Here is a 15431-nt window from a genome sequence, read left to right as displayed (position 1 = left end):
CATTGATCTGACTCCCGAACTTCTGCGCCCGCAATATCCACCGGGCCGACAAACTTTACGGTTTGTTAATCCCGTGGGGAAGGGCCGTCCGACTGGTGTTCACAGACTCTTGACCAGTGAGAGATTCCGGCGCGCGGAAGGGGCCTTGCTGAAAAAGCGTCTTGGCGCGGGTCGCATATCGGCATTTAGATAGCAGGGAACACCGCTGCGGACTGAACCGCCGAATTTCCGGCCAACGGAAATCGTCATCTGTCCCGAATGTCTGCGGTGACCCGAGGGGGAGACGGACTTTGCAGCCTACGCGTACCGAAGGCCCGGACTACTATCACAAGGTCGTGGATTGCCAGTGGGCCTGTCCCGCCCACACGCCGGTTCCGGAATACATCCGGCTGATCGCCGAGGGCCGTTATTCCGACGCCTACATGATCAACTGGAAGTCCAATGTCTTTCCCGGTGTCCTGGGACGGACCTGCGACCGCCCCTGTGAGCCGGCCTGCCGCCGCGGGCGGGTCGAGGACGAGCCCGTCGCCATCTGCCGCCTCAAGCGCGTGGCTGCAGACAACAAGGACGACATTTCCAGCCGCCTGCCGCCGCCTGCCGCCAACCGCAATGGCAAGCGCATAGCCCTGGTCGGCGCCGGTCCCGCCGCCCTTACCGTGGCAAGGGACCTGGCTCCCCTTGGCTACGACCTGGTGGTCTATGACCGCGACGCCAAGGCCGGCGGCATGATCCGCAGCCAGATCCCGCGCTTCCGTCTGCCGGAAGAAGTGATCGATGAGGAGGTCGGCTACATTACCGGCCTGGGCATGGATGTTCGCCTGGGTCACAGCGTTGACAGCCTGAAAGACCTGCTGGCCGAAAACTATGATGCGGTCTTCATCGGCACCGGTGCGCCGAGGGGACGGGATCTTGACCTTCCCGGCCGCGCTGAAGCGGCGGCCAACATCCACATCGGCATTGACTGGCTTTCCAGCGTCTCCTTCGGACACATCGAAAAGATCGGCCGTCGGGTCATCGTCCTGGGCGGCGGCAATACCGCCATGGACTGCTGCCGCACCTCCCGCCGTCTGGGCGGCGAGGACGTCAAGGTGGTGGTCCGGTCGGGATTTGAGGAGATGAAGGCCAGTCCCTGGGAAAAGGAGGACGCCCTTCACGAGGACATCCCGATCCTGAACTTCCGGGTGCCCAAGGCCTTCACCCATGAAAACGGCAAGCTGACCGGCGTGGTCTTCGAAGTGGTCGAGGCCCAGTACGACGACAAGGGTCGCCGCCGTCTGGTGGCGTCGGGCGAACCTGACGAGCACCATGCTTGCGATGACGTCCTGGTCGCCGTGGGACAGGAAAACGCCTTCCCGTGGATTGAGCGGGACATCGGCCTCGACTTCGACGAATGGGGCATGCCCAGGGTCGACGAAGTCACCTTCCAGTCCACCCGCCCGGGCGTCTTCTTTGGTGGCGACGCCGCCTTCGGCCCCAAGAACATCATCTGGGCTGTGGCCCAGGGCCATGACGCCGCGGTTTCCATCCATCGCTACTGCCAGGGCGAGGACGTTCACGATCGGCCGCCCCCAGGCTTCTCCCTCACCTCCCAGAAGATGGGCATTCACGAGTGGAGCTATGACAACGACGTCTCCAACGACGCCCGGTTCCGGGTGCCGCAAAGGGACAAGGTCGAGTCCCTGAAGGACGTGAGGCTGGAGGTCGAACTGGGCTTTGATCCCAAGCTGGGCTTCGCCGAGGCCCAGCGTTGCCTGAACTGCGATGTCCAGACCGTGTTCGCCGAGCCCCTGTGCATCGAGTGCGACGCCTGCGTCGACATCTGTCCGGTGGACTGCATCACCTTCACCGAAGACGGTGAGGAAGAAGATCTGAGGGGAAGGCTCAAGGCGCCGTCCCTGCACCTTGACCAGGACCTGCTGGTCTCAAGCAAACTGAAAACCGGACGGGTGATGGTGAAGGACGAAGACGTCTGTCTGCACTGCGGACTGTGTGCAGAACGCTGCCCGACCGGCGCCTGGGACATGCAGAGGTTCACCCTGGAAATGACCCATGCCACGACCATGACGGGAGGCGGTGCATGTCAGGCTCGCTGAACCTCACCAACGACTTCGTCGTCAAGTTCGCCAATGTGAACGGCTCGGGGTCTGCCAGCGCCAACTCCATGTTCGCCAAGTCCGTCCTGCGGATGGGCGTGCCGGTGGCGGCGCGGAACATCTTCCCGTCCAACATTCAGGGCCTGCCCACCTGGTACGAGGTGCGGGTGACCGGCGATGGCCATCTGGGCCGGCGGGGCGGGGTGGACCTGATGGTCGCCATGAACCCCCAGACCTGGGATCGCGACATCGCCGAGATCGAGCCCGGCGGATATCTGTTCTACGACTCCACCAAGGCCATGCCGGAGAGCAAGTTCCGGGAAGACATCACCGTGGTCGGTGTGCCCCTGACGCGCATCTGCAACGAGGTCTATTCGGTTCCCCGGGAGCGCCAGCTCTTCAAGAACATCATCTATGTGGGCGCCCTGGCGGCCCTGCTGGGCATCGAGATCGAGGTTATCGAGACCCTGCTGTCTGAGCAGTTCGCCGGCAAGGACCGTCTGATCAAGGCCAATTTCGAGGCCCTGCACATGGGTCGCGACTATGTGAAGGCAAACCTCAAGCCCCTGGGTCTGCAGGTCCGCCGGGCCGACGCCGTGGGCGACCGGATCTATGTGGAAGGCAATTCCGCCGCAGCCCTTGGCGCGGTCTATGGCGGCGCCACGGTATGCGCCTGGTATCCCATCACGCCCTCCACCTCGGTGGTTGAGGCCTTCATGGACTATTGCGCCGAGTTCAGGACCGACAAGGAAACCGGTCAGGCCAAGTACGCCATTGTCCAGGCCGAGGACGAAATCGCCTCCATCGGCATGGTGATCGGCGCCGGCTGGAACGGCGCCAGGGCCTTTACCGCCACCTCCGGACCCGGCGTTTCCCTGATGACCGAGTTCATCGGCCTTTCCTATTTCGCGGAAATCCCGGCGGTGATCATCGACGTCCAGCGGGGCGGACCCTCCACCGGCATGCCGACCCGGACCCAGCAGGCCGACCTGATCGGTGCAGCCTATGCCGGTCACGGCGACACCAAGCATCCCATGCTGTTGCCGCAGGATCCGGGCGAATGCTTCGAGATGGCGGCCCTGGCCTTCGATCTTTCGGACCGCCTGCAGACCACCATCTTCCTGATGCAGGATCTGGACATCGGCATGAACGAATGGCTCACCGAGCCCTTCAAGTGGGACGACAGCCGCAATCTCGATCGCGGCAAGGTCATGACCTATGAGGAGCTGGAGGCCGGGGTTGATTTCGGTCGCTACAAGGATGTGGATGGCGACGGAATTCCCTACCGCACCTATCCCGGCGTCCACCCCTCCAAGGGCGCCTATTTCACCCGGGGCACCTCGCGCAATCCCTATGCACGCTACAGCGAGGAAGGTCATGTCTATGTGGACAACATGCAGCGCCTGCTGCGGAAGTTCGAGACCGCCAAGTCCCTGATCCCGGCGCCCGTCCTGCGGAAGTCGGGCAAGGCGACAAGGACCGGCGTGATCTATTTCGGATCTACCACCCCGGCCATGCATGAGGCCCTGGAAATCCTTGAGGCCAAGGGCATGCACCTGGACGCCCTGCGCGTGCGGGGCTTCCCCTTCAGCGACGAGGTCTATGATTTCATCGCCGCCCATGACCGCGTCTTCGTGGTCGAGCAGAACCGTGACGCCCAGCTGCGCACCCTGATCGTCAATGAGGGCGATGTGGACCCGGGCAAGCTGCCGCCCGTCCTGCACTATGACGGCACCCCGATCACCGCCCGCTTCATCGCCGCCGAAATCGGCGCCCGCCTTGGCGCCGCCGCGCCGCGTTCCCCTGTTCCGGAGGCCGCAGAATGACCTATCTGCTCAAACCCCGCCTGCATCACCCCAGCCTTGCGGCCAACGAGCTGGGCTTTACCCGCCGGGACTATGAGGGCTCGGTTTCGACCCTCTGCGCCGGCTGCGGACACGACTCGATCTCTGCGGCCATCATCCAGGCCTGTTATGACCTGAACCTGCCGCCCCACCGGCTGGCCAAGCTGTCGGGCATTGGCTGCTCGTCAAAGACGCCGGACTACTTCCTGGGCGCCTCCCACGGCTTCAACACTGTCCATGGCCGCATGCCGTCCGTGCTGACCGGCGCCAATCTGGCCAATCGCGAGCTGATCTATCTGGGGGTCTCCGGCGACGGCGACAGCGCCTCCATCGGCCTTGGCCAGTTCGCCCACGCCATCCGTCGCGGGGTCAACATGACCTATATCGTCGAGAACAACGGGGTCTATGGCCTGACCAAGGGTCAGTTTTCAGCCACCTCCGACAAGGGCTCCAAGTCCAAGAAGGGCGTGGAAAACCACGACTCGGCCATCGACCTTGTCAGCCTTGCCCTGCAGCTGGGCGCCACCTTCGTGGCCCGGTCCTTCTCGGGCGACAAGGCCCAGCTGGCGCCGCTGATCCGCGCCGCCCTGGCCCACAAGGGCGCGGCCTTCATCGACTGCGTCAGCCCCTGCGTGCAGTTCAACAATCACGCCGGCTCGACCAAGAGCTATGACTATGTGCGCGAGCACAATGAGGCCGTGAACCGCCTCGATGTCATCGCCAAGCGCGCGCCGATAGAGGTGGACTATGCCCCGGGCACAACCACCACCGTGACCCAGCATGACGGATCGGTCCTGGCCCTGCACAAGCTGGCCGAGCACTATGATCCTACCGACCGGATCGCCGCCATGACCTATCTGGCCCAGCGCCAGGCCCAGGGCGAGGTGGTCACGGGCCTGCTCTATGTGGACCCGGAAGCCAGCGACCTGCACGACTCCCTCGACACCGTTGAGCGGCCGCTGAACAGCCTGGGCGGCCCGGACCTGATTCCGGGCTCCTCGGTCCTCGCCAAGATCAACGCAGACCTCCGCTAGGCGCCGGCATGCTCACCTGGAAGATCGGCGCCGTCACTGTCACGCGCATTGTCGAGATCGAACTGCCTGTGCCTTATTCCGAGGCGCGGCCCTTCCTGCTGGAAGCCCGTCCGGAGGTGCTCAAGACCATTCCGTGGCTCTATCCCAACTACGTGAACGAGGACGGGTCCCTGCGCCTGTCCATTCACGCCCTGCTGGTCGAGGCGCCGGGTCTGAGGCTGGTGGTGGACACCTGCATCGGCAATGACCGACCCCGCAGCCTGCTGGGCGGCCAGGCCCTGGCCACGGACTTCCTGACCCAGCTCGAGGCCGCCGGCTGGTCCCGGGAGAGTGTCGATCACGTTGTCTGCACCCATCTCCACGTGGACCATGTGGGCTGGAACACCATGCAGGTGGACGGCAAATGGGTCCCGACCTTCCCGAAGGCGAAGTACCTGATCGGGGCCAGGGAATATGCCCACTGGAGCGCCCACGAGGACGCTGAGCAGCAGGTCATCCTGTCCGACTCGGTCCAGCCGATCTTTGATGCAGGCCTGGCTGAACTGGTCGAGATGGACCATCGCCTTTCGGCCGAGGTCCGCTTGATCCCGACGCCGGGCCACACCCCCGGCCATGTGAGCGTGATGATCGAGTCCGAGGGTCAGGTCGCCATGATTACCGGCGACGCCGTCCATCATCCCTGCCAGCTGGCCCACCCGGACTGGTCGCCGCCCTTTGACAGTGACGGTAAGGCCTCGGCGGTCATGCGCCGCCGGATGTTCGAGGATACGGCCGACAAGCCAATCCTCGTCATCGGCACCCATTTCGCCGCCCCGACGGCCGGCCATGTGGTCCGCGACGGCCAGGCCTATCGGTTTGATGGGTTTGAGGGTTAAGTCCTTCCCCTGACGCTTTGAGACTCGGGGGTAAGGAATGCTGATCCTGTTGGGGGTCGCCGTTGTGGTGGCCGGCTTCGCCGCGGGTTTCAATCCCCTGCTGGTGGTCATGGCCTCGGCCTTCGCCACAGGTCTTGCGGCGGGCCTTTCCCCGGTCGAGGTACTGAGCGCCTTCGGCAAGGCCTTCAACGAAAACCGCTATGTGAGCGCCGCCTGGTTGATCCTGCCGGTGATCGGCATGCTGGAGCGGGCAGGCCTGCAGGAAAGGGCGCGGGATCTTATCCGTGGCCTGAAAGGGGTGACCTTTGGCCACCTGATGGTGGGATATCTGCTGTTCCGGCAACTGACCTCAGCCCTTGGCCTGACCTCCATCGCCGGTCAGACCCAGACTGTTCGGCCCCTGTTGGCGCCCATGGCGGAGGCCGCTGTGGAATCCGACGGCGGCGAACTGGTCGACAGCGACCGCCAGAGGGTGAAGGCATTTGCTGCGGCCACCGACAATATCGGCCTGTTCTTCGGCGAAGACATCTTCATGGCCATCGGCTCCATCCTGCTGATGGTCGGCTTCCTCGATCAGAGCGGGGTTCGGCTCGAGCCCCTGGACCTGTCGCGTTGGGCCATACCCACCGCCATCGCCGCCTTCGCCATCCACGGCGCCCGGATCCTGATCTTCGGCCGTCGGCTGGCCCGGAGGGCGGGTGCATGATCAAGCTGGGGTTCGTCTACATTCTGGCCGGGCTGGTCTTCGCCGCCTATGCCCTGCTCAGCGCGCGGGACCAGACCAATCCCCGGCGCTGGCGCAACGCCCTCTTCTGGGGCCTGCTGGCCGCCAGCTTCCTGGCCGGGGACCACTTCGGTGATCTGGGCAATGGCGTGCTGGTTCTTGTCCTGGCGGTGACAGCGGGGGTCGGGAAACTGGGTCAGGGGACCGGCGGCGTCGCCCTCCTGGCGGACCGGCAGGCCTCGGCCCTCAGGTTCGGAAACCGGCTCTTCCTGCCGGCCCTGGTCATTCCTGCGGTGGTCCTGTTCGGGACCCTGGTGGTCAAGACCTGGAAGCTGGGAGAGGTTCCCCTGCTGGATCCGAAACAGGCGACCCTGATTTCCCTGGCCGCCGGCGCCCTGCTTGCCGCCGGGGCGGCCTTCGCCCTGTTCCGTCAGCCCATGATCACGCCTTTGCAGGAAGGGCGTCGGCTGATGGATCTGGTAGGCTGGGCGGCCCTGCTGCCCCAGATGCTGGCGGCCCTGGGCGCCCTCTTCGCCCTGGCCGGGGTCGGCAAGGTGGTGGGTGATCTGGTGACCACCTGGATCCCCATGAACACGCCCTTCATGGCGGTGGCGGTTTACTGCATCGGCATGGCCCTGTTCACCCTGGTCATGGGCAACGCCTTCGCAGCCTTCCCGGTCATCACCGCTGGAGTCGCCCTACCGTTCCTGATCCACAGGTTTGGCGGCGATCCCGCCGTCATCTGCGCCATGGGCATGCTGTCAGGTTTCTGCGGCACGCTGATGACCCCCCTGGCCGCCAACTTCAATGTTGTGCCCACCGCCCTGCTGGAGTTGAAGGACCGCTTCGCGGTCATCCGCGCCCAGACCCCCACCGCCCTGCCGCTCCTTCTGATCAACATGGTCCTGATGTATGTCTTCGCCTTCCGTCCTCACGGCTGAACTTGCTGCAAAGCTTGCGGGTATCGCCCTGGGTCATGTGAACCAGGAATACCCCAACAAGCTCGATCATATGATGACCGGGCCACAGGATGTTCGGGGCCCCCAGGCCCTGCATCCGATCTTCTATGGCAGCTTTGACTGGCACTCCTGCGTCCACAGCCACTGGCTGCTGGCCAGCCTCCTGCGTCTGCATCCAGGCATTCCCCAGGCGGACGCCATACGCACCCTGTTTGACGGCGCCTTCACCCCTGAAAAGGTCGAGGCCGAGCGGGCCTACATGTCGGCGGATTCCGCCCGGGGGTTTTCGCGGCCCTATGGCTGGGCCTGGCTGCTCAAGCTCCACAGCGAGCTGGTGGTGCATGACGCGCCCTGGGCTGCAAACTTCGAACCCCTGGCGTCCGCCTTTGCTGATCGGTTCAAGACCTTCCTGCCCCGCTGCGACTATCCGATCCGGACCGGCGTCCACTCTTCGACCGCCTTCGCCCTGGCCCTCAGCGCCGACTATGCCCGGGCCGTCGGGGATCAGAACCTGCTGGACCTGCTCACCGCCAAGGCCATGGCCTGGTATGGCCAGGATCAGGCCTGTCAGGCCTGGGAGCCATCCGTAGATGATTTCCTGTCCCCGGCCCTGATGGAGGCCGAATGCATGCGCCGATTGATGGGGGAAGGAGACTTTCCGGCCTGGTTTGATCGCTTCCTGCCTCAGGCGGCTGCAGGGTCGCCTGGAACCCTGTTCACCCCCGCCCGGGTCAGCGACCGCACGGACGGCAAGATCGCCCATCTGGACGGCCTCAATCTCAGCCGGGCCTGGTGCTGGCGGTCCATCGCTTCAGGGCTGGCGGATGACCATCCCGTACAGACTGTTGCGCGTGCGGCGGCGGAGAAGCATCTCCAGGCCAGCCTGCCCCATGTGGCCGGTGACTATATGGGCGAGCACTGGCTGGCGAGTTACGCCCTGTTAGCGCTGAGCGAAGTCTAGGCCGCTGGCTTGGCGGCCTTCATCATTTCCACGACCTTCAGGTTCCGCGCCGGGCCGATATAGTCCGGCGTGCGGACAAACTGCCGCTCGTCGCGGATGATGCGGCTGATCCGGTCGGCCAGGCTCTGGCCGGATATCGGACGAGCCAGGAACTGGTCAGCGCCGGCGATCAGGCATTCGCGGACGTATTTGTCCTCGGTATGGCCACTGGCGATGATGATCGGCACCATATTGCTGGGATTGTTCTCGTCCTTGCGCAGGCGGCGCACAAAGGTGGGGCCATCCATAACCGGCATTTTCAGCTCGGTTATGACCAGATCAGGGCCGTAGCTCTCGATATTACGGAGGGCGTCCTCACCGTTTTCCGCCAGCTGCAGACTCGGGAATCCCAACCCGCGCAGGACTGTCGCAACAATGCTGCGCATGCCCTGGTTGTGATCGACGATCAGCACTTTGACGTTTTGAAAAGCGGATGACATTTCGGCCTGTCGGTCGGGGACTAGAGGCTAACCCTAACCGGCTTTTGTTGATAAGAGATTGCAATGCCTGATGGTGACAATCTGTCGCACCCAGATTTTTCAATGATCATGGTGAATTCGCCGTTCACCATCTCATAGGCGTTATGTAGTTCAAGTCTGTAGTACTGAAGTGTTTCTTGAATTACGAAGTATTCACGCGACACTCACGGATGGGCCAATCCGGGATTTATCGCGACGACAAGCAGTGACTTTCCTCGACGCCAGGAGCTGCCGCTTCGGTCGCCCCTGCGGCGGCTGAAAATGAGACTAAAACCAGAACATGGCCGCTGACTTATCTCCTGTTCCCGGATAGACCCGGTCCTGTGAATGCACCCGCCGCCCTCCTGGATATTGCCGTCTGTCTGGTGACCTTGCCGGGCGGACGGTCCGCTGTCGCCGATGGGGGGCGCGTTCAGTCCCTGCGAATTCCTGATGCCCGGGACCTCTTCGACCGCGGTCCGGTCATCGTCGCCCATGCAGGCATGACCGCCAAGCGGCTGGGTCTGAATGCGCGCCCGCGCTCGCCTCGCCTGTTCGACGCCCTTGAACTCTTCGCATTCGTTCGCCCTGCGACCTTCTGCGCGCCCTCGGCGGCAGGTCTGGCCCTAGCCCTGGATCTGGCGGAGCCGCGAGGGGCCGAAGCCCAGGCCGCCAGCCTGATGGACAGCGTCAAAGCCCTGCTTTCCGAACTCGCCACCAGTCCAACCCCCTCCCGGGAGGAGGCCCTGGCCATAGCCGAGACCCTGGCCCGTGGCGGATGGTGCTGGGGCGCCCTGGTGATCGGCGCCCTGCGGTCCCAGCCGGTTGGCAACCAGTTCCGGACCTCGGGGCTGGATGTCTGGACCCGGGTCAGTGAGTGGGAGGATCAGGCCCCCCTGGGGGAGGCCGGGTCAAAGCCCTTTCCACCCGAAGCGGCGGCGGCGCGTCTGGCGGAGTTGCTGACCGCGGCAGGTCTGGACGAGGCCCGTCCCGCCCAGGCGACCTTTGCGGCTGAAGCCGCCTTCGCCTTTCAGCCCCGTGAGCGGGAGGGCGAACCCCGGATGATGCTGGCCGAAGCCGGCACCGGCATTGGCAAGACCATGGCCTATCTTGCGCCGGCCTCCCTCTGGGCCGAGGCCAATGGTCCTTCGGTCTGGGTCTCGACCTATACCCGGGCCCTGCAGAGGCAGATCGAGCGGGAGAGCCACGCCCTCTATCCTGATCCCAAGGTCCGGGCTCGCAAGGCGGTGGTCCGCAAGGGACGGGAGAACTATCTCTGCCTGCTGAATTTCCAGGACCAGACCAATGCCGCCCAGCTGGGCTCGGCCGACCTGATCGGCATGGGCCTGACCGCCCGGTGGGTGCGGGCGACCCGGGATGGCGACATGACCGGCGGAGATTTTCCAGCCTGGCTGTCTGGCCTGTTCGCCGTGCCGCCCGCCGCCCAGGCCAGCCCGGGCAATCTGGTGGACCGCCGCGGCGAGTGCATTCACGCCGGCTGCGCCCACTATCGGACCTGCTTTGTGGAGAAGGCCATTCGCGGCTCCCGCCGGGCCGATCTGGTCATCGCCAACCACGCCCTGGTTCTTACCCAGGCCGCCTTTGACGGCGCCCGGGCGGCGCGGGGCTCCAAGGCCGATGGCGAGACCACCCAGCTCAAGCGGATCGTCTTTGACGAGGGCCACCACCTCTTCGACGCCGCCGACAGCGCCTTCGCCGCCGCCCTTTCGGGTCAGGAAGCCGCCGAACTGCGCCGCTGGATCCGGGGTCCCGAGGGCCGCGGCCGCCGTGGCAGGGGGCTTGAGACCAGGCTGATGGAGACCCTGGGCGACCGGGACGACGCCCGGCGCGCCCTGGTGGACGCCACCCGCGCTGCCGCCGCCCTGCCTGGCGAAGGTTGGTCCGGTCGCGTGGCGCCGCCCAATGGCGAGGTCAATCCCATAGGCGCCATCGAGCATTTCCTGGTGGCGGTGATCGAGCAGCTGCGGGCCCGCGCAGCGCCCTCCGATGTGGGCATGGAGTGCGCCGCCCGCCCGGCCCTGGACCTGGTGCGTGATACGGCCCGGGAGGCCGCCGCCGCCCTGGCCAGCGTCGAGGCGCCCCTGCTGGCCCTGGCCCGGTATCTGGAAGACGTCCTCGACGACGAGGCGGCCACCCTGACCCAGACCGACCGGGCGCGGATCGAAGGCGCCCTGCGGGGTCTGGACCGGCGGGCCCGGATGGTCCTGCCAGCCTGGCGGTCCATGCTCCGCGCCATAGACGAGGACGCCGAGGATGACCCTGATTTCGTAGACTGGTTCGACGCCACCTTCCTCTATGGGCGGGTGGTCGACGCCGCCTGCCGCCGCCATTGGGTAGACCCGACCGAGCCCCTGACCAATGCCGTCATCGCGCCGGCCCATGGGGTGCTGGTGACCAGCGCCACCCTGGCGGACTCGACCCTGATCGACCCCTTCGCCCTGGCGGAAATGCGCACCGGCGCAGCCCGGCTGCCAGAGCGCCCCAAGACCCTCAGGCTGGCCTCGCCCTTTGACTATGCCTCAAGGGCCCGGGCTTTTGTAGTGACGGATGTCGGGCGCGATGACGCCCGGCAGGTCGGTGCGGCCATGCGCGAGCTCTTCCTGGCGGCGGGCGGTGGCGGCCTGGGCCTGTTCACGGCGATCCGGCGCCTGCGGGCTGTCCATGAGCGGATTGTCGCCCCCCTGGCGGACAAGGGGCTGGCCCTCTACGCCCAGCATGTGGATCCCCTGGAGGTCGGCGCCCTGGTCGACATTTTCAGGGCCGAGGAAGACGCCTGCCTGCTGGGGACAGACGCGGTCCGGGACGGTGTGGACGTGCCCGGACGCAGCCTGCGCCTGCTGGTGTTTGACCGGGTGCCCTGGCCCCGTCCTGACATTCTGCACAAGGCGCGCCGGGTGCGGTTTGGCGGCAAGTCCTATGACGACGCGGTGGCCCGGGGGCGTATCGCCCAGGCCTTTGGCCGCCTGATCCGCCGGGCCGACGACAAGGGGGTCTTCGTCATTCTGGACGCCGCTGCGCCGACCCGCCTGTTCTCCAGCCTGCCCGAAGGGGTCGAAATCCAGCGGGTGACCCTGGTGGAAGCCATAGAGGCGACAGCGGCCTTCCTGGCCCCTTAGGCTGCCCGCAGGCTTTCAAACAGGTTGGCGGGATAGGGGGAGGCATAGGCCCTCACGCCCAGCCTTGTGCGGATGTCCTCCACCGAAAGGTCCCAGAGCTCCGGCCAGTTTACAGGCAGCAGGGGCGGGGTTTCGCGGCCATGGGTCCAGGCCGACAGGATCACATCCAGCATGAGGCTGGCGGGCGCCATGGGGTTGAGCGCCATCTTGGTCAGAACCATGGCCAGGAACATGGCCGAATAGTTGTGGCCGAACTGGCCGGCCTGGAAGCCCGAGATCGCCACCTCGTGCAGGCCGGTGGTCTGATAGCCCGCCGTAATGTGCCAGAGGTCGTGGCACTGCAGGATCCGGGCGTTCAGATAGTCCAGGGGCGGCGGCAGGTCGGCCAGGCCCAGGGCGTCGCGATCCAGAACCTCAAGGTCAAAGCCATTGCTGACGATCAGGTGATGAAATTCAGCGCCCAGGGAGCCTTCAGGTGCGCGGGCCATGGCCTCGAGGGTGAACTTCTCAGGGAAGCCATCGGCTGCCGCATCGTTGACCCCTGGATAGGTCAGGGCGGCGGCGACCGCGGCGGCCCTGAAATCAGGCGCCAGACCACCGGACAGAGCCGCAGTCCTCTGGGTGATGAGGCCGGCATCGCCGCCAGCGGTCTGATCGCTGACCAGGGCCCAGAAGTCGGGCCAGAAGGCGTCGGGAATTTCCACGGTCTCGCTTTCGGCCGCCAGGTGTGGAGCTGCCGGCTCCCGGCCAAGCCACCCCTTGGATGACCCGTCATAGATCTCGCCAAGTCGTGAGGGCGCGGCGGCGGCGGCGTGAAGCCAGAGGGCCGCCAGATCCGGGAGGGCGGCTGTGTCTCCAGCCTTCACCGCCGCGGAAAAACGCTCTGCGTCGCCAGGCGCCCCGCCTGTGCGGGCCAGGTTTTCAAAGCGTGACCGCATGGGACGTTCCTCAGGCCTGACTCTTGGAGAAGAGATTGATCACCAGAACCCCAGCGAGGATCAAGCCCATGCCCGCCATTGCGGGCAGGTCGGGCTTCTGGCTGAACCAGATCCAGGCAATGGCGGTGATGGCGATGATCCCCACACCGGACCAGATCGCATAGCCGACGCCAACCGGCACGGTCTTCATGGCATGGGAAAGACACCAGAAGGCCAGGCCATAGCCCAGGGTCGTGATGATGGCGGGGATCGGGCGGGTAAAGCCCTCCGACGCCTTGAGGAAGGTGGTGGCGACCACCTCGGCCATGATGGCGATGCTGAGCCAGACATAGCCGTTCATGGGGTGTCCTACTGCTTGTTCCGGTCGCGGCCGAAATTGGGCTCGGCGCTTTCCTGGCCGGCGGCGATGATGCCCCTGCGGATTTCGCGGGTGCGGCTGAACAGTTCGAACAGCTTGTCCGATTCCCCCCAGCGGATGGCGCGGCTGAGCGCCTGCAGGTCCTCGGTGAAGCGGCCGAGGATTTCCAGGACAGCATCCTTGTTGGCCACGAAGACGTCCCGCCACATGGTGGGGTCAGACGCGGCGATACGGGTGAAGTCGCGGAAACCGCCGGCCGAATACTTCATGACCTCGGCCTGGGTGACCTCTTCCATGTCGGCCGCAGTACCGACAATGTTGTAGGCGATCAGGTGGGGCAGGTGGCTGGTGACCGCCAGGACCAGATCGTGATGGGCCGCGTCCATGCTTTCGACATTGGCGCCAAGGGCTGACCAGAAGGCGCTCAGCTTCCCTATGGCGTCCTGATAGGGCGCGTCGGTCCGGTCCTGCGGCGTCAGGATAACCCAGCGCTTGTCGAAGAGTTCGGCGAAGCCGGCGCTGGGGCCAGACTGTTCGGTCCCGGCGATCGGGTGTCCCGGAATCACAAAGGCATGGGCCGGAGTGGCGGCCAGCAGGGCTTCGGCCACGGAGCCCTTGACCGACCCCACATCGGTGACGATGGCGCCGGGCTTGAGGCCGCTGGCGGCCTGCAGGGCGGCGGGGCCCATGGCCAGAACCGGAACGGCGAAGACCACCAGATCTGCATCCGCCACGGCCTGCGCCACATCGCCGGTGACCAGATCGGCATAGCCGAGGCGGCCAATTTCCGCCCGGTGTTCCGCACTGGCGTCAGCGACCGCCACAGTTCCAACGGCGCCGGCCGCCCGGGCGGCCCGGATCACTGACGAGCCGATCAGGCCGCACCCAACGACGGCCATTTTCTGGAAGATGACAGTCGACATGGGATCAGGCCTTCATGAAGTCGGCCAGGGCGTCGACGACCGCGCGGTTGTGCGCCTCGAGCCCGATGGTGATCCGCAGGTGGTTGGGCAGGCCATAGCCCGCCACAACCCGCGGGATGATGCCCCGGGAGGACAGATAGTCATTGGCGTCCAGGGCCGTCTTGCCCGGCGTCGTCGGAAAGCCGATCAGCAGGAAGTTGGCGGCTGAGGGCACCACGTCCAGCCCCAGGCCGCCCAGTTGCTGGGCCAGCCAGGGCCGCCACTGGTTGACCAGGGCGATGGAGCGCTCTTCGAAGTCCCGATCTCCCAGCGCCGCTACAGCGGCCAGCTGGGCCGGGATGTTCAGGTTGAAGGGCAGGCGGATCCGGTCAACGGCGTCCGCCATTTCCGGCGGCATGTAGGCCCAGCCGACCCGCAGGGCCGCCAGGCCGTGCAGCTTGCTGAAGGTGCGGGTGACCACGACATTCTGGAATTCGCGCACCATGGAGAGGCCGTCCTCAAAGGTCGCGTCGTCGACGAACTCTGCATAGGCGCCGTCCAGCACCAGTATGACGCTGGGCGCCAGGCCGGCGTGCAGACGGCGGACCTCCGAGCCGTTGATCCAGGTGCCGGTCGGGTTCCCCGGATTGGCGATGAAGACCAGCCGGGTGCGCGCATCCACGCATTTCAGGATCTCGTCGACGTCGATCCGGTAATCCTTTTCCGGCGCCATGCGGACCTCGCCCTGGCAGGCGCGGGCGCCGATGGCATAGGCGCCAAAGCCGTATTCGCCCTGGACGATGTTGTCGCCGGGTTCAAGGAAGGTCTGGTTCAGCAGCTGGAAGATCTCGTCAGAGCCGCAGCCGAAAAGCAGGCGCTCGGGCTCAAGGCCGTAACGCTCGTGAATGGCCGCCCGCAGGATGTTGGAGCGTCCTTCCGGGTACATATGCAGCTGGCTGATGGCGCCGGCGAAGGCCTCCTGGGCCTTGGGACTGGAGCCCAGGACATTTTCATTGGCCGACAGCTTCAAGGGATTTTCCACCCCCTCAATCTTCGCTTTCCCAGGCGTATAGGGGGCGATGTCCAGGATACCGGACTTCGGCATCGGG

Annotated in this window: 13 protein-coding genes; 8 read left to right on the top strand and 5 right to left on the bottom strand. The window is 65.5% G+C overall.

The window, feature by feature from the left end; genetic code table 11:
• The first annotated feature begins 290 nt into the window (after window positions 1-290).
• The 7 genes from CFE28_15535 to CFE28_15505 are packed head-to-tail and all read left to right on the top strand — an operon-like array spanning window position 291 to window position 8490.
• Window positions 291-2093: a glutamate synthase gene (locus tag CFE28_15535; protein ID OYU71275.1), complete on the top strand. Its 1803-nt coding sequence runs from the start codon at window positions 291-293 to the stop codon at window positions 2091-2093.
• A complete protein-coding gene (locus CFE28_15530; protein OYU71274.1) occupies window positions 2078-3919 on the top strand; it encodes a ferredoxin oxidoreductase in 1842 nt (613 codons plus the stop codon). Before CFE28_15535 ends, CFE28_15530 begins: the two co-directional genes overlap by 16 nt.
• Window positions 3916-4971 (top strand): 2-oxoglutarate ferredoxin oxidoreductase subunit beta, encoded by a 1056-nt coding sequence (locus tag CFE28_15525; GenBank protein ID OYU71273.1) that lies wholly within the window; start codon window positions 3916-3918, stop codon window positions 4969-4971. The genes CFE28_15530 and CFE28_15525 overlap by 4 nt, the downstream gene beginning before the upstream one ends.
• 8 nt (window positions 4972-4979) lie before the next feature.
• Window positions 4980-5846, top strand: coding sequence for an MBL fold metallo-hydrolase (locus tag CFE28_15520; protein ID OYU71272.1), 867 nt, complete (start codon window positions 4980-4982; stop codon window positions 5844-5846).
• A gap of 37 nt (window positions 5847-5883) precedes the next feature.
• On the top strand, window positions 5884-6552 hold the full coding sequence (locus CFE28_15515) for a hypothetical protein (protein OYU71271.1): 669 nt from the start codon (window positions 5884-5886) through the stop codon (window positions 6550-6552).
• Entirely contained in the window at window positions 6549-7511 is a 963-nt protein-coding gene (locus tag CFE28_15510; GenBank protein ID OYU71270.1) for a hypothetical protein, read from the top strand. Before CFE28_15515 ends, CFE28_15510 begins: the two co-directional genes overlap by 4 nt.
• Window positions 7483-8490, top strand: coding sequence for a hypothetical protein (locus CFE28_15505; protein OYU71269.1), 1008 nt, complete (start codon window positions 7483-7485; stop codon window positions 8488-8490). Before CFE28_15510 ends, CFE28_15505 begins: the two co-directional genes overlap by 29 nt.
• Here the strand turns inward: CFE28_15505 and CFE28_15500 are convergent.
• Window positions 8487-8969 (bottom strand): hypothetical protein, encoded by a 483-nt coding sequence (locus tag CFE28_15500; protein ID OYU71268.1) that lies wholly within the window; start codon window positions 8967-8969, stop codon window positions 8487-8489. The genes CFE28_15505 and CFE28_15500 overlap by 4 nt on opposite strands.
• A gap of 362 nt (window positions 8970-9331) precedes the next feature.
• Here CFE28_15500 and CFE28_15495 point away from each other — a divergent pair, with 362 nt between their 5' ends.
• On the top strand, window positions 9332-12124 hold the full coding sequence (locus CFE28_15495; protein ID OYU71267.1) for a helicase: 2793 nt from the start codon (window positions 9332-9334) through the stop codon (window positions 12122-12124).
• Here CFE28_15495 and CFE28_15490 read toward each other — a convergent pair.
• From CFE28_15490 to CFE28_15475, 4 genes are read right to left on the bottom strand one after another with little or no spacing between them, the layout of a single operon-like run.
• A complete protein-coding gene (locus CFE28_15490) occupies window positions 12121-13062 on the bottom strand; it encodes a hypothetical protein (protein OYU71266.1) in 942 nt (313 codons plus the stop codon). The two genes, CFE28_15495 and CFE28_15490, sit on opposite strands and share 4 nt — an antisense overlap.
• Window positions 13063-13072: 10 nt before the next feature.
• Entirely contained in the window at window positions 13073-13402 is a 330-nt protein-coding gene (locus CFE28_15485; protein OYU71265.1) for a QacE family quaternary ammonium compound efflux SMR transporter, read from the bottom strand.
• A gap of 8 nt (window positions 13403-13410) precedes the next feature.
• Window positions 13411-14343: a cyclohexadienyl dehydrogenase gene (locus CFE28_15480; protein OYU71264.1), complete on the bottom strand. Its 933-nt coding sequence runs from the start codon at window positions 14341-14343 to the stop codon at window positions 13411-13413.
• Between the two features lie 4 nt (window positions 14344-14347).
• Window positions 14348-15427 (bottom strand): histidinol-phosphate transaminase, encoded by a 1080-nt coding sequence (locus CFE28_15475; GenBank protein OYU71755.1) that lies wholly within the window; start codon window positions 15425-15427, stop codon window positions 14348-14350.
• Window positions 15428-15431: the final 4 nt, after the last annotated feature.

This window comes from Alphaproteobacteria bacterium PA2, assembly GCA_002256425.1.
In the GTDB taxonomy this organism is placed as follows: domain Bacteria; phylum Pseudomonadota; class Alphaproteobacteria; order Caulobacterales; family Caulobacteraceae; genus Phenylobacterium.
The sequence above is the reverse complement of the archived record's forward strand: the minus strand, read 5'-3'. Positions and strand labels throughout refer to the sequence as shown.

What these genes read in the sequence shown, in the direction of transcription:
- CFE28_15530 (OYU71274.1), top strand. Translation starts at nt 2,078, where the DNA reads ATGTCAGGCTCGCTGAACCTCACCAACGACTTCGTCGTCAAGTTCGCC.
- CFE28_15525 (OYU71273.1), top strand. Translation starts at nt 3,916, where the DNA reads ATGACCTATCTGCTCAAACCCCGCCTGCATCACCCCAGCCTTGCGGCC.
- CFE28_15520 (OYU71272.1), top strand. Translation starts at nt 4,980, where the DNA reads ATGCTCACCTGGAAGATCGGCGCCGTCACTGTCACGCGCATTGTCGAG.
- CFE28_15515 (OYU71271.1), top strand. Translation starts at nt 5,884, where the DNA reads ATGCTGATCCTGTTGGGGGTCGCCGTTGTGGTGGCCGGCTTCGCCGCG.
- CFE28_15510 (OYU71270.1), top strand. Translation starts at nt 6,549, where the DNA reads ATGATCAAGCTGGGGTTCGTCTACATTCTGGCCGGGCTGGTCTTCGCC.
- CFE28_15505 (OYU71269.1), top strand. Translation starts at nt 7,483, where the DNA reads ATGTCTTCGCCTTCCGTCCTCACGGCTGAACTTGCTGCAAAGCTTGCG.
- CFE28_15500 (OYU71268.1), bottom strand. Translation starts at nt 8,969, where the DNA reads ATGTCATCCGCTTTTCAAAACGTCAAAGTGCTGATCGTCGATCACAAC.
- CFE28_15490 (OYU71266.1), bottom strand. Translation starts at nt 13,062, where the DNA reads ATGCGGTCACGCTTTGAAAACCTGGCCCGCACAGGCGGGGCGCCTGGC.
- CFE28_15485 (OYU71265.1), bottom strand. Translation starts at nt 13,402, where the DNA reads ATGAACGGCTATGTCTGGCTCAGCATCGCCATCATGGCCGAGGTGGTC.
- CFE28_15480 (OYU71264.1), bottom strand. Translation starts at nt 14,343, where the DNA reads ATGTCGACTGTCATCTTCCAGAAAATGGCCGTCGTTGGGTGCGGCCTG.
- CFE28_15475 (OYU71755.1), bottom strand. Translation starts at nt 15,427, where the DNA reads ATGCCGAAGTCCGGTATCCTGGACATCGCCCCCTATACGCCTGGGAAA.